Annotated in this window: 10 protein-coding genes, 1 pseudogene and 1 riboswitch; of the genes and pseudogenes, 6 read left to right on the top strand and 5 right to left on the bottom strand. The window is 70.6% G+C overall.

The window, feature by feature from the left end; genetic code table 11:
- The first annotated feature begins 162 nt into the window (after positions 1–162).
- Both REH65_RS04725 and REH65_RS04720 read left to right on the top strand, forming a co-directional pair.
- Positions 163–1,705 (top strand): annotated as a pseudogene (locus REH65_RS04725) (helicase HerA-like domain-containing protein).
- Positions 1,706–1,742: 37 nt separating this feature from the next.
- A riboswitch (TPP riboswitch) is annotated at positions 1,743–1,856 on the top strand.
- Positions 1,847–3,169 carry a purine-cytosine permease family protein gene (locus tag REH65_RS04720; protein ID WP_406691437.1) on the top strand — a complete coding sequence of 441 codons (1,323 nt, stop codon included), beginning with the start codon at positions 1,847–1,849 and terminating at the stop codon, positions 3,167–3,169. It overlaps the preceding riboswitch by 10 nt.
- Before the next feature lie 66 nt (positions 3,170–3,235).
- Here the strand turns inward: REH65_RS04720 and REH65_RS04715 are convergent, their stop codons facing one another.
- The 3 genes from REH65_RS04715 to REH65_RS04705 form a co-directional block, all read right to left on the bottom strand.
- The gene (locus REH65_RS04715) at positions 3,236–4,279 is read right to left on the bottom strand and encodes a family 2 encapsulin nanocompartment cargo protein polyprenyl transferase (protein WP_406691436.1); all 1,044 of its coding nucleotides are present in this window, start codon (positions 4,277–4,279) and stop codon (positions 3,236–3,238) included.
- A gap of 17 nt (positions 4,280–4,296) precedes the next feature.
- Positions 4,297–5,676 carry a family 2B encapsulin nanocompartment shell protein gene (locus REH65_RS04710; protein ID WP_406691435.1) on the bottom strand — a complete coding sequence of 460 codons (1,380 nt, stop codon included), beginning with the start codon at positions 5,674–5,676 and terminating at the stop codon, positions 4,297–4,299.
- 62 nt (positions 5,677–5,738) lie between these two features.
- The gene (locus REH65_RS04705) at positions 5,739–7,151 is read right to left on the bottom strand and encodes a family 2B encapsulin nanocompartment shell protein (protein ID WP_281458535.1); all 1,413 of its coding nucleotides are present in this window, start codon (positions 7,149–7,151) and stop codon (positions 5,739–5,741) included.
- Positions 7,152–7,712: 561 nt separating this feature from the next.
- Between REH65_RS04705 and REH65_RS04700 the strand changes: the two genes are divergently transcribed.
- The 4 genes from REH65_RS04700 (at position 7,713) to REH65_RS04685 (ending at position 10,620) form a co-directional block, all read left to right on the top strand.
- Positions 7,713–7,991, top strand: a complete 279-nt coding sequence (locus tag REH65_RS04700; protein ID WP_406691434.1) for a helix-turn-helix domain-containing protein — start codon at positions 7,713–7,715, stop codon at positions 7,989–7,991.
- Positions 7,988–8,755, top strand: a complete 768-nt coding sequence (locus REH65_RS04695; RefSeq protein WP_406691433.1) for a hypothetical protein — start codon at positions 7,988–7,990, stop codon at positions 8,753–8,755. The genes REH65_RS04700 and REH65_RS04695 overlap by 4 nt, the downstream gene beginning before the upstream one ends.
- A gap of 23 nt (positions 8,756–8,778) precedes the next feature.
- Positions 8,779–9,876, top strand: coding sequence for a hypothetical protein (locus REH65_RS04690; RefSeq protein ID WP_406691432.1), 1,098 nt, complete (start codon positions 8,779–8,781; stop codon positions 9,874–9,876).
- 66 nt (positions 9,877–9,942) lie between these two features.
- Positions 9,943–10,620 carry a DUF998 domain-containing protein gene (locus tag REH65_RS04685; protein ID WP_406691431.1) on the top strand — a complete coding sequence of 226 codons (678 nt, stop codon included), beginning with the start codon at positions 9,943–9,945 and terminating at the stop codon, positions 10,618–10,620.
- A 39-nt stretch (positions 10,621–10,659) separates the two neighbouring features.
- On the opposite strand, the gene REH65_RS04680 is transcribed toward REH65_RS04685, so the two are convergent.
- Together REH65_RS04680 and REH65_RS04675 are read right to left on the bottom strand one after the other, a co-directional pair.
- The gene (locus REH65_RS04680; protein ID WP_406691430.1) at positions 10,660–11,121 is read right to left on the bottom strand and encodes a PPOX class F420-dependent oxidoreductase; all 462 of its coding nucleotides are present in this window, start codon (positions 11,119–11,121) and stop codon (positions 10,660–10,662) included.
- Positions 11,122–11,413: 292 nt separating this feature from the next.
- Positions 11,414–12,622, bottom strand: a complete 1,209-nt coding sequence (locus REH65_RS04675) for an acetyl-CoA C-acetyltransferase (RefSeq protein ID WP_406691429.1) — start codon at positions 12,620–12,622, stop codon at positions 11,414–11,416.
- Positions 12,623–12,757: the final 135 nt, after the last annotated feature.

Genomic DNA, 12,757 nt, shown 5'->3' with positions numbered 1-12,757 from the left:
CGCGAACGAGATCTTTCCGGTGGTCAACGAGCCTGTTGGGGCCCTGTTCGGAGTGCTAGTGCCGGACTCGCCCACGTGTCCCCCGACCGAGTGGCTCTCCCGGGGAAGGTGGCGTTATCGACCTACCTTCCGAGAGGAACGTGCCGACGGGAGGAGACTGCGGTGACCGACAACAGCGCTGCCCAGCAGATCGCGTCCGGATACGACACCGGGGGCGCCGCCGTCGACCTCGGCGCGGTCGTCATCGACAACGAGGCCGATGCCCAGGCCGCCGTGCGGATCCCGCTGGCGACCCTCAACCGGCACGGCCTGGTCGCCGGGGCCACCGGCACGGGCAAGACCAAGACGCTGCAGCTGCTGGCCGAGCAGCTCTCCGAAGCCGGGGTCCCGGTGGTGCTCGCCGACATCAAGGGCGACCTGTCGGGCCTGGCCCGGCCGGGGGAGGGCGGGGAGAAGCTCGCCGCCCGCGCCCAGGACGTCGGAGACGACTGGCAGGCCTCGTCCTACCCGGCGCAGTTCCTGTCGCTGGGCACCGGCGGGCGCGGCGTGCCGATCCGGGCGTCGATCACCAGCTTCGGTCCGCTGCTGCTGTCGAAGGTGCTCGGGCTCAACGCCACCCAGGAATCCACCCTCGGTCTGATCTTCCACTGGGCCGACCAGCGCGGCCTGGCGCTGCTGGACACCAAGGACCTGCGCTCGGTCATCCAGTACCTCACCAGCGACGAGGGCAAGGAGGACCTCAAGGGCATCGGCGGTGTCTCGGCGGCCAGCGCCGGGGTGATCCTGCGCGCGCTGGCGAACCTGGAGGCCCAGGGCGGCGACGAGTTCTTCGGCGAACCGGAGCTCGACGTCTCCGACCTGCTGCGGCAGGTCGAGGGCAAGGGCGTGGTCAACCTGCTCGAACTCGACGACGTGCAGGCCAACCCGGTGCTGTTCTCCACCTTCCTGATGTGGCTGCTGGCCGAGCTGTTCGAGGAACTGCCCGAGGCCGGCGACCTGGACCGGCCCAAGCTCGTGTTCTTCTTCGACGAGGCGCACCTGCTGTTCAACGACGCCTCCAAGGCGTTCCTGGACCGCATCGAGCAGACCGTGAAGCTCATCCGCTCCAAGGGCGTCGGCGTCTTCTTCTGACACCCAGCTGCCCACCGACCTGCCCAACCCGGTGCTGTCCCAGCTCGGTGCGCGCATCCAGCACGCCATCCGCGCCTTCACCCCCGAGGACCAGAAGGCGCTCGCCCGCACCGTCAAGACCTACCCGACCACCGAGCACTACCGGCTCGACCAGGCGCTCACCACCCTCGGCATCGGCGAGGCCATCGTGACCGTGCTGTCCGAGACCGGTGCGCCGACGCCGGTGGCCTGGACGCGGCTGCGGCCCCCGCGCTCGTTGATGGGCAGCATCGGCGAGGACGCCGTGCGGGAGGCGGCGCAGTCCTCGGACCTGCACGCCAAGTACGCCGAGACGATCGATCGCGAGTCGGCCTACGAGAAGCTCGCCGAGAAGGTCGCCGAACCCTCCGCCGGGCGGACCGGAGCGCCGGCCTCCGCACCCGACGGGGAGGTGCCGGAACAGCGGGAGCGCGAGGAGGCCGGGATGTTCCAGAAGGCGATGGAGAACCCCGCCGTGCGCTCGTTCTTCCGCTCCGCCGCCAGCGCCGTGGGCCGCGAGGTCACCCGGGGGTTGTTCGGGAACCGGAGGCACTGACGGACAACGCGTCACCCGATCAGGTAGGGTCTGCTCGACTTATCCACGCGGGAGCTCGGGCGCACCGGGCTGAGAGGGTGGCAGATCGCGCGCCACCGACCGCAGAACCTGTCCGGATAATGCCGGCGTAGGGAGCTGTCGATGACGCATGACGTCGCGCTGTCCGAAGTTCCGAACACCCTGGACGAACCGGCGCCGAAAACCCTGGGAGTGCTCGACCAGGGCGCGTTCTGGGGCAACCTCGGCGTGAGCCTGCTGGGCTTCAGCGGCGCGCTGGCGGTGCTCGCACCGGCCGGAGTGCCGCAGCTGTCGTTCGCCGCGGCGGTCACCGCGACCGTCGTCGGCACCGTGCTCGGCAGCATCATGGTCGGCATCGCAGCCATCCCGGGCGCGCGCACCGGCGCTCCCGCGATGATGCTGCTGCGGGGCCTGTTCGGCACCCGCCTGTCCTACGTGCCGACCGCGCTCAACATCCTGCAGCTGGTCGGCTGGGGCACCTTCGAACTGCTGGTGATCGCCCAGGGGGCCGAGGCGCTGTTCGGCGGCGGCCCGCAGTGGCTGTACGTGCTCATCGCCGGGGTGATCACCACCGCGTTGACGCTGCGCCCGCTCGGCGCGCTGCGACTGCTGCGCCGCTACGTCAGCGTCGCCGTGCTCATCGCGATGGTCTACTTCTTCGTGCAGCTGCTGATGAAACCGCTGCCGCCGATGCACGAGGGCTCGTGGGAGGGCTTCTGGCCGGGCGCGGACGCGGCGCTGGCCGTGGCGGTGTCCTGGTTGCCGGTCGCCTCGGACTACTCGCGGCACTCCCGCTCCGCGGGTGGCGCGTTCACCGCCGCGACCGTCGGTTACTCGATCACCCAGATCGCCTGCTACCTGCTGGGCCTGCTCGGCCTGGCGCTGGTCGGCTTCGACGGCGACAAGGCGTTCGACCCGCTGCTGGCCGCGCCGCTGGGCGTGCTGTTCTTCGCGGTTCTGGTGCTGCGCGAGGTCGACCAGTCCTTCGCCGACACCTACTCCACCGCGGTGTCCATCCAGAACCTGCGCCCCAGCACCGATCGCCGCGTGCTGAGCCTGATCGTCGGCGCGATCAGCACGCTGGCGGCGCTAACGATGGACATCGAGCAGTTCTCCAACTTCCTGCTGCTGATCGGTTCGGTGTTCGTGCCGATGTTCGGCGTGCTGGCCGTGGACTACTTCCACAACGCCCGCAACCGCGAGTGGGACGTCTCCGCCGAAGCGCCCTCGCGCTGGGGCATGCTCGTGGCCTGGCTGCTGGGCTTCGCGACGTTCCAGCTGATCAACCCGGGTGAGCTCGGCTGGTGGACCCAGCTGTGGACCAGCGCCCGCGAGGCCGTCGGGTTCACCGTGCCGACCTGGATGAGCGCCGCGCTGACCTCGTTCGTGATCTCCGCGGTGGCGGCGGGAGTCATCGGCCTGTTCGCCCGCCGCCACCGCGACTGATCGTCCGGGGACGGCTCCGGCCAGAAGGGGCCGTGGGGCCGGAGCCGTCGTTCCGGACCGCCGGGATCAGTGGTCCCGGCGTGCCACCAGGTGGGCGAGCGCCGTCAGACCCGCCGCCGCCTCCTCGTCCGGCTCGGCCTTGCGGAGATCCGACAGCGCCGCGGCCAGCAGCTCGTCGGCCTGCGCCTGGCTCCACGCCTTGCCGCCCGCCAACGTCACCAGCTCCGCGGCCTGGGCCAGCTCACCGCTGATCAGCGGCTGCTCCCGGTAGTACAGCGAGGCCAACCGCTGACCCGCGTTGGTGCCCGAGGTCAGGGCCGAGACCACCGGCAGCGTCTTCTTGCGCGTCCGCAGGTCGGAGAACACCGGTTTGCCGGTCATCGCCGGATCGCCCCAGATGCCCAGCAGGTCGTCGATGTGCTGGAACGCCAGGCCCAGCCGCTCGCCGAAGCTGCGCATCCGGGTGATCTGCTCCGGCGACCCGCCGCCGTAGAGCGCGCCGAGCGCGCACGCGCAGCCCAGCAGCGCACCGGTCTTGTCGCGCGCCATCCGCTGGCACTCGGCCACGCCCACGTCCGCGCGGGTCTCGAACTCCAGGTCCGCGTTCTGCCCGTCGATGAGCCCCAGCACCGCGCTGCTGAGCATCCGCACCGCGCCGGAGGACTCCGGGTGCCGGGAGGAGGCGAGCACGTCGGCCGCCAGCGACAGCAACGCGTCCCCGGCCAGGATCGCGGTGGCGTTGCCGAACACCGTCCAGGCCGTGGGCCGGTGCCGCCGCGTGACGTCACCGTCCATCACGTCGTCGTGCAGCAGCGAGAAGTTGTGCGCCAGCTCCACCGCCACCGCGGCCGGCACCGCGTCGGCCGGATCGCCGCCCACCGCCGAGGCGCTGAGCAGCACCATCGCCGGGCGCATCGCCTTGCCCCGGTCCGCGCGCACCGGGTCGCCGCGCTCGTCGAGCCAGCCCATGTGGTAACCGGCGACCTGCCGCATCCGGTCCGGGAGCCGGTCCACCGCCGCCCGCAGCGCCGGTTCGACCATCGTCCGGCTGCTGGTCAGCGCCTCGAATGCCTGACCGGCGCGGTTCGCGTCCTGCTGCATCGCGGTCATCTCCGCACTCCCTTCGCTCAGCGGGTGATTTCGACGTTCTCCAGGACGCCGAGCGCGTCCGGGACCAGCACTGCGGCCGAGAAGTAGGCGCTGACGAGGTAGGACAGCACCGCCTGATCGTTGATCCCGGAGAACCTCACGGAGATCCCCAGCTCCTGCTCCTCGGCGATCCCGGTCTGGCGCAGACCGACCACGCCGTGGTCGTCCTCGCCGGTGCGCATGCACAGGATGGAGGTGGTGCCCTTGCCGCTGATCGGGATCTTGTCGCTGGGCAGGATCGGCACGCCGCGCCACGCCTGCACCGGATGCCCCTGCACCTCGGTGGTCTGCGGGTAGATCCCGCGCTTGGTGCACTCGCGGCCGAACGCGGCGATGGTGCGCGGGTGGGCGAGGAAGAACCGCGACTTGCGCCTCCGCGACAGCAGCTCGTCGAGGTCCTCCGGCGTGGGTGGTCCGGTGCGGGTGTGCACGCGCTGCTGGAGGTCGGCGTTGTGCAGCAGGCCGAAGTCGCGGTTGTTGAGCAGCTCGTGCTCCTGGCGTTCCTTCAACGCCTCGATGGTCAGGCGGAGCTGCTGCTCGGTCTGGTTCATCGGCTGGTTGTAGAGGTCGGCGACGCGGCTGTGCACCCGCAGCACGGTCTGGGCCACGTTGAGCTCGTACTCGCGGGGTTCGAGCTCGTAGTCGACGAACGTGCCCGGCAGCACGACCTCACCGGAATGCCCTGAGGCCAGCGCGATGTCGGCCTCACCGCGCTTGTTGGTCGCCGGTGCGGGCGAGGCGTACTCGGCGGCCACGTGCGCGCGCAGCTCGTCGAACTGCCGGGTGACCTCGTGCAGCGCGGCGCGATCCAGCGTCAGCACGATGCACGGCGTCACCGCCCGGTAGGTGCTGTCCCACGTGGACTGAGCGGTGGCCAGCACCTGCGAACCGAAGAACGAGCCCCCGGCGAGGGTGTCGGTGACGGTGTCCTCGCCGTACTCACCGCTGCGGATCTTGTCGACCTTGCCGTGCGCGAGGAGCACGACCTCGGTCGCCGGTTCACCGGCCACCGACAGCAGCTGGCCCGGCTCGTAGTGCCGCTGCACGAACCGGTCGGCGAGCGCGCCCAGCGCCGAGTCGTCGTCGAACCCGCGCAGCAGCGGGAGTTCGGTGAGCTCGCGGGGGATGACCCGCACGGCGTCGCCGGTGTTGGTGAAGGTGATCCGGCCGTCGCCGGAGGCGTAGGTCAGCCGCCGGTTGACCCGGTAGGTGCCGGCGTCGATGTCGACCCACGGGAGCATCCTGCTCAGCCACCGCGAGGTCCTGCCCTGCATCTGCGGCTGCGTCTTGGTGGTCGTGGAGAGCTTGCGCGCAGCATCGGTGCTCAGGCTCAGAGCCGGCTGTTCGGTCGCGGTCAAGGTGGTTCAACTCCTCGGATCGGGAAGAGGAGCGGGCCGGCCGCTGCGACCGGCCCGCCTGTTCAGCTCTCGCGGCCCACTTCGACGTGCTCGAGAACGCCGAGCGCGTCGGGGACCATCACCGCGGCCGAGTAGTAGGTGCTGACCAGGTAGGACAGGACCGCCTGGTCGTTGATGCCCATGAAGCGCACCGACAGCCCGGGCCGGTACTCGTCGGGCAGACCCGTCTGGTGCAGGCCGACCACGCCCTGGTTCTGCTCGCCGAGGCGCATCAGCATGATCGAGCTGGTGCGCTTGTCGCTGACGTGCAGCTTGTCGCAGGGCAGGATCGGCACGCCCCGCCACGCGGGGACCTGGTGCCCGCCGAGGTCGATGCTCTGCGGGTACAGGCCGCGCTTGCTGCACTCCCGGCCGAACGCGGCGATGGTGCGCGGGTGCGCCAGGAAGCAGCCCGGTTCCTTCCACACCAGCGTGAGCAGCTCGTCCAGGTCGTCGGGCGTGGGCGGTCCGGTGCGGGTGGGGATGCGCTGCCGCAGGTCGGCGTTGTGCAGCAGGCCGAAGTCGCGGTTGTTGACCAGCTCCTCCTCCTGCCGCTCCCGCAGGGCCTCGATGGTCAGGCGGAGCTGCTGCTCGGTCTGGTTCATCGGCTGGTTGTAGAGGTCGGCGACGCGGCTGTGCACCCGCAGCACGGTCTGGGCGACGCTGAGCTCGTACTCCCGCGGCGCGAGCTCGTAGTCGACGAACGTGCCGGTCAGCGACGGCTCGCCGGAGTGGCCGGAGGCGATGTCGATGTCGGCCTCGCCGTGCGGGTTGTGCGGCCGGCCCGGCCCGGCCAGCGCCTGCCGCACGTGCGCGCGCAACGACTCCGAGGAGCCGTTGAGCTCCTGGAAGGTCCGCTGCCCCAGGGAGAGCACGGTGCAGGGGGTGACCGCCTTGTAGCTGGCGTCCCACTCGCCGGCCTCACCGGCCAGCACCTGCGCGCCGAAGTACTGGCCGTCGGCGAGCACCTCCAGCACGGTCTGGTCGCCGTACTCGCCGGTGCCGATCTTGTTGACCTTGCCGTGCGCGATCAGCACCACCTCCTCGGCCGGGTCCCCGGAGCTGGCGATCACCTGGCCCGGTTCGTACTGGCGCTGCACGAAGCGGTCGGCCAGCGCGCGCAGCGCCGCGTCGTCGTCGAATCCGCGCAGCAGCGGCAGTTCCTGCAACTCCTGGGGGATCACCCGGACGTCGGCACCGGTGTTGCTGAAGGTGATCCGGCCGTCTCCGAGCGTGTAGCTCAACCGCCGGTTCACCCGGTAGACGCCGCCGGCCGCCTGCACCCACGGCAGCATGCGCAGCAGCCACCGGGAGGTGATGCCCTGCATCTGCGGAACCGACTTGGTCGTGGTCGCCAGGTTGCGCGCCGCCGCCGTGCTCAGGCTCAGCTGCGGGGATTCGGTGTCGACGGGGTTGGTCGGATCGGTCGCAGTCACGACAGAAATACCACCAATCTTTGTGCTGACGAATCGACGAGCGGGAAACTCGAAGAAGAGCAGGAGAAGTTGAATCGACGATTGTCGTCGATGAATTAGATGGAGAGGGGGAAGGATTTAATCGTGCGTCGCAACGGCGGCGTTGGCGTTGCTCACGAACGGAACGCTAGCACCGGGCCACAGGGCCGTACAGTCACCCGAAAGTGCTGATCGGTTCCATATTGGGTGGTCAGCGAAGCGTAGTTCCATGATCACCTGATTGCGCCCTTGTGCCCGGCGGGGTGCGTCGAATAGATGGGTTTTCCGGCTTAACGGGCGGAAGTCGCGCTCGGATGCGTTGTTGAGTCGGCAAGCGGGACGGCCCTTCGGTTTGGTTGCTCCATTGGAGCGACGGAGTTGTGAACTCGAATTCCACGAATCGGGTTATCCATTTCCGGCGGATCTCCGGCGTAGTGTTCGGGCAGTGGTTCGGCCGGGTCTTTCCCCGATTGGATCGGGATGGTTGAAGGCCCCTCGAAGTCGGCGAACCGGTCAGTTGTTCTCTCCAGGAGGCGATTTCGCGTGAAGTGGAACCTGAGGCTGGTCGCGGCGCAGCGCGGTATCTGGAAGGCCACCGATCTGCAGCGCAGATTCGCCGAGCACGGGCTGGTGATCTCCGCCGGGAAGATGTCGGGGCTGTGGTCGAAGACCCCGGCCAGCCTGAAGCTCGACGACCTGGACGTCATATGCCGCGTGCTCGGCTGCGAGGTCGGTGAGCTGCTGGAGCCGGAGGTGCAGCGGGTCCCCGCTCCGCGGGCGCCCGAGAGCGCGCACGAGGCGCCGGCCGGGGCCGTGGAATGAACCTGATCCTCACCGGCACGCTCTGGGTCCTCGGCGCCGCCGTCGGCGCGGCGGTGGTCGGCTACCTGGTGCGCCGGATCGGTCAGGACGAGGGCGAACCCAGCAACAACGACGCCGCCGGGCAGGTCTTCACGATCGTCAGCGGTCTGCAGGCGGTGGTCCTGGCGTTCGTGCTGGTGACCTTGTTCGACGCGGTCACCGACGCGCGCGAAGGCGCCTACACCGAGGCAGAGGACCTGGTCGCGGTGTCCTGGGCGATGGAGTCGCTCCCGGCGGAATCCGCCGCCGCGGTCCGGGCGCACAGTCGGGACTACCTCGGGACCGTGATCCGCGCCGAGTGGCCGCAGATGGAGCGCGGCACCCCGGTCGGCGGGCCCGGATGGGGTCAGCTGGACCGGATCCGGGCCGCGTTGGTGGCCGCCCAGGCAGACGGCGAGTTCCAGGAGGACCGCAAGTCCGAGGCCCTCGACAAGCTCAACGAGGTCTACACCGAGCGGCACGAACGCCTCACCCGCGCCTTCGACCGCGGCGTCGTGGCGGTGGTGTGGTTCGTCCTCGTCGTCGGCAGCGTGGTGTGCGTGCTGTTGCCGAACCTCTTCGGCGGCACCCGCTCCTTCCCGCACATCGTGCTGGTGTCCACCCTGGCCGGTGCGCTGGCGCTGCTGCTGTTCGCGATCTTCCAGTTGCAGAACCCGTTCAGCGGCGGGTCCCGAATCGAACCGGAGGCCTTCCAGTGGGCGCTCGACCGCTTGGGGCGGGGCTAGCCCTCGTTCTCGGTCTCATCGCGGTGCCCCCGGCGGCCGAGGCCGCGCCGGCGTGCGAAGCGCTGCAGGTCCGCACCAGCGGGGCGACCTCGGTGCTGCACCGGGTGCGGCTGCCCGGGTTCACCGACGTGCGGGTGGGGGAGCTGCCGTACCGGATCAACGCCCTCGGGTACTCGCGCTCGCAGGGCTGGGCGTACGGCATCGCCGAGGGATTCGCGGACGGCGGGCACGTGGTGGCGCTGCGCCCGTCCGACCCGCCGCTGGACCTCGGACCCGTGGTGGCCGGACGCGGCGACACGCCGTGGAACCCGATCGGTCACCCGGAAGCCGGGGCGATCCGCGGCGACCGCTGGTGCGTCCTGGACGAGGACTACCTGTACACAGTGGACATCGACCCGGACAGCCCGACGTTCCGGCACGTGCTGAGCTCCCGAGCGCTGGAACGCCGGCACGGCCCGTTCTCGGTCGACGACGTCGACGTCGGCCCGGACGGCCTGCTGCGCGGGGTCGCCCAGACCTACACCGGCATCCCGGCCGTCGTGCGGCTCGATCAGAGCACCGGCGTCGTCGAACCGGTCAGGTGGCTGCCGGAACTGCCGCCCGACAGCTACGGGTCGGCGGTGATCGGCCAGGACGACGCCCTCTACGTCACCGGCAACCGCAGCGGCGGGGTGTACCGGATCGGCGAAGGGGAGACGGTGAAACTGGCCGAGCTGCCGGGAATGTCCAGCTCGGACGCCGCCGGGTGCCTGCGACGACCACCCCCGCCACCTCCGCCCCCAGCGCCCCCGCCACCTCCGACTCCGCCGTCGCCGGCCCCGGCGCCTCCGACCAGCTCGGAAGCTCCCCAGCTCCCCTCCCCGCCGCCGGTCGCCCCGCCGAGCCCCGAGCCGGCCGAGCCCCGGCCGACCCCCGCGCCGAGCGCCGCGCCACCCCCGCCGGAGGACCGGCCGGAGGACCCGCCGAGCGAGACGCCGGAGTCCGCTACGCCCACGCCCAGCGAGGAGACCGACTCGGAGGAATCCGGGCACACCACGCAGGAGAAGCGCCGCTGGGCGCTGGCCGGGCTGGTGCTGCTCATCGGTGGCAGCGCGGCCGTGCGCAGGTTGGGACGCGGCTGAGCCGGACGGTGATGCTGGTGACGACCGTGACATCGGCCGGTGGCACCAACGGCTAGGCTGCCGCGCATGTTGCAGGCTCGGGATGAACGGACGCTGCTTCGCTGCGGGACCGCGGGCGCGGTCCTGTTCGTGGCGGCGTTCCTGGTCATTGGTTCGGTGCGGGCCGGGTACGACCCGCTGCGCCACCCGGTGAGTTCGCTGGCCATCGGTTCGTTCGGCTGGACGCAGGCGGTGAACTTCTGCATCAGCGGTGTCCTGGTCACCAGCTTCGCCTTCGGCGTGCGGTCCGTGCTGCTGCGATTAGGCGGCGACTGGTGGATCCCCGGTCTGGTGATCGCCGTCGGTGTCGGGCTCATCGGCGCGGGCTTCTTCACCACCGACCCGATCAACGGCTACCCGCCGGGTGCGGAGGCGGCGACGACCGTGATCGGCGTGCTCCACCAGCTGTTCTCCGCCGGCGTGTTCCTCGGCCTGCCCGCCGCGAGCTGGATGCTCGGCCGTCTGTTCTGGGCCACGAAGCACCCCTGGTGGGCCGGTTACTGCTTCGTCACCACCGCGGCCTTCCTCACCGGGTTCGCGCTGGCCGCGCTCGGTTTCGCCGGGATGCCCGACTTCCAAGCCCTCGCGGGCCTCTACCAGCGCATCACCCTGGTCATCGGGTTCGGGTGGCTGCTGCTGATCTCGCTGTTCCTGCGCAGCGCGCGCTTCTCCCGCGCCTTCAACATCCGGGTCCGGACGGCCTGACGCCCCGGCCCGCGCGGGACCGGGGCGTCGACGCGGGACTCAGTCCTGGGCCAGGCGAGCCGGAAAACCGCCGGTGGCGATCGGGCCCCAGCGGTCGATCGTGATCCGGATCAGCGACTTGTCCTGGCGGACCATCGCCTCCCGGTACTCGTCCCAGTCCGGGTGCTCACCCGAGATGCAGCGGAAGTACTCGACGAGCCCCTCCACCGCCTCGGGCATGTCCAGCACCTCGGCGGTGCCGTCGACCTGCACCCACGGGCCGTTCCACTCGTCGGAGACCACGCAGACCGACGCCTGCGGGTTGCGCTTCAGGTTCCGGGTCTTGGCCCGCTCCGGGTAGGTCGAGATGACCAGCCGGCCCTCGGTGTCCACACCGCAGGTCAGCGGCGACATCTGCGGCCGCCCGTCGGCGCGGGTGGTGACCAGGACGCCCTTGTGCCTCGGCCGCAGGAACTCCAGCAGCGCCTCGCGGTCGACCTCGTCAGCGGTGGCGATCGCCATGAACAGCTCCTCGAAACAGATCGCAGAGAACGCCGTTCACCCTAATCCGCACCACCGACACTCGCGCGACCTCCACAGTGGACGACCTGATGTTGTTGGGGTCCGTTTGCGTGGCGGTGCGGGTGGCGGAACCTGAGCGTCTCCGTGGACTCCGTGCGCCGCTCCTGATGTATGCCAATACACGGCGTCCCGGCGTACTCGCCACGAAGACGCTCAGGTTCCCCCAGAGGAGACAACACCGCGGTGCCAGTTGCTCGGGTGGTGGAAGAGGATGCGGCTCCGTCGCATGCACCTAGATCCGTTCGAAGATCGCTGCCAAACCCTGGCCGCCTCCGATGCACATGGTTTCGAGGCCGTAGCGGGCGTTTCGGCGGTGCATCTCGCGGGAGAGCGTCGCCAGGATGCGGCCGCCGGTGGCGCCGACCGGGTGGCCCAGCGAGATGCCGGAGCCGTTGACGTTGAGGCGGTCGAAGTCCGACGGCTTGAACTCCCACTCGCGGGTGCACGCCAGCACCTGCGCGGCGAAGGCTTCGTTGAGCTCGATCAGGTCCACATCGGCCAGACCGATCCCGGCGCGCTCCAGCGCCTTGGCGGTGGCCGGCACCGGGCCGATGCCCATCGTGCGCGGCGGCACGCCCGCCCTCGCCCACGACACGAGCTTGACCAGCGGGCGAAGTCCCAGCTCGGCGGCCTTCTCCGGGGTGGTGACCACGCAGATCGCGGCCGCGTCGTTCTGGCCGCTGGCGTTGCCGGCGGTCACCGTGGCCTCGGGGTCGTTCTTGCCCAGCACCGGCTTGAGCGCTGCCAGCTGCTCGAGGGTGGTGTCCGGGCGCGGGTGCTCGTCGGTGTCGACCACGACGTCGCCCTTGCGGGAGCGCACCGTCACCGGCAGCACCTCGTCGTCGAAGCGCCCGGCCCGCTCGGCCTCGGCCGCCCGCTGCTGCGAGCGCACCGCGAGCTCGTCCTGCTCCTCGCGCGGGATGGCGTACTCGCGGCGGAGGTTCTCGGCGGTCTCCAGCATGCCGCCGGGGACCGGGTAGTTCTGGCCGCCCGCGGTCGTGCGGCCGCGCGCCAGCGAGTCGTGCAGCTCCAGGCCGCTGCCGCGGATGCCCCAGCGGGCCTCGGTGGTGTAGAACGGCGCGCTGCTCATCGCCTCCGCGCCACCGGCCAGGACGACGTCGCTGACACCGGTCTGCACCTGCATCGCGGCGTCGACCACGGCCTGCAGGCCGGAGCCGCAGCGGCGGTCGAGCTGGGTGCCGCCGACCTCCACCGGCAGCCCGGCGTCGAGCGCGGCGACCCGGCCGATCGCCGGGGCGTCCGAGGTGGGGTAGCAGTGACCGAGGATGACCTCGTCGATGGCCTCACCGGGCAGGCCCGTGCGCTCCAGCAGACCCCTGATGGCGGTGGCGGCCAGCTCGACCGCCGACACCGTCTTGAACACCCCGCCGAACCGGCCGATCGGGGTCCGCAGCGGCTCGCAGATCACCGCTTCGCGCATGGCTTGCTCCTTCGCGTTGGCACGCCGCCGTTTCCGGCGTCGTCCTCTCGTTGGTAGCACAGCGCGGAGCCGGATCGTAAGCAGCGCGGATTATGTCGCGTCCCGTCTCACCGGCACCGCAATTCGGTATTGGAC

The sequence above is a fragment of the Saccharopolyspora sp. ID03-671 genome, from assembly GCF_045278815.1.
Taxonomy (GTDB): domain Bacteria; phylum Actinomycetota; class Actinomycetes; order Mycobacteriales; family Pseudonocardiaceae; genus Saccharopolyspora; species Saccharopolyspora ipomoeae.
Note: the sequence above shows the minus strand (reverse complement) of the source record. Positions and strands in the feature narration are given on the sequence as shown.

Bases quoted from the DNA above. Each gene is read 5' to 3' on its own strand.
- REH65_RS04680 (WP_406691430.1), bottom strand. From the start codon at position 11,121: ATGGCGATCGCCACCGCTGACGAGGTCGACCGCGAGGCGCTGCTGGAG.
- REH65_RS04675 (WP_406691429.1), bottom strand. From the start codon at position 12,622: ATGCGCGAAGCGGTGATCTGCGAGCCGCTGCGGACCCCGATCGGCCGG.
- REH65_RS04695 (WP_406691433.1), top strand. From the start codon at position 7,988: ATGAACCTGATCCTCACCGGCACGCTCTGGGTCCTCGGCGCCGCCGTC.
- REH65_RS04715 (WP_406691436.1), bottom strand. From the start codon at position 4,279: ATGACCGCGATGCAGCAGGACGCGAACCGCGCCGGTCAGGCATTCGAG.
- REH65_RS04720 (WP_406691437.1), top strand. From the start codon at position 1,847: ATGACGCATGACGTCGCGCTGTCCGAAGTTCCGAACACCCTGGACGAA.
- REH65_RS04685 (WP_406691431.1), top strand. From the start codon at position 9,943: ATGTTGCAGGCTCGGGATGAACGGACGCTGCTTCGCTGCGGGACCGCG.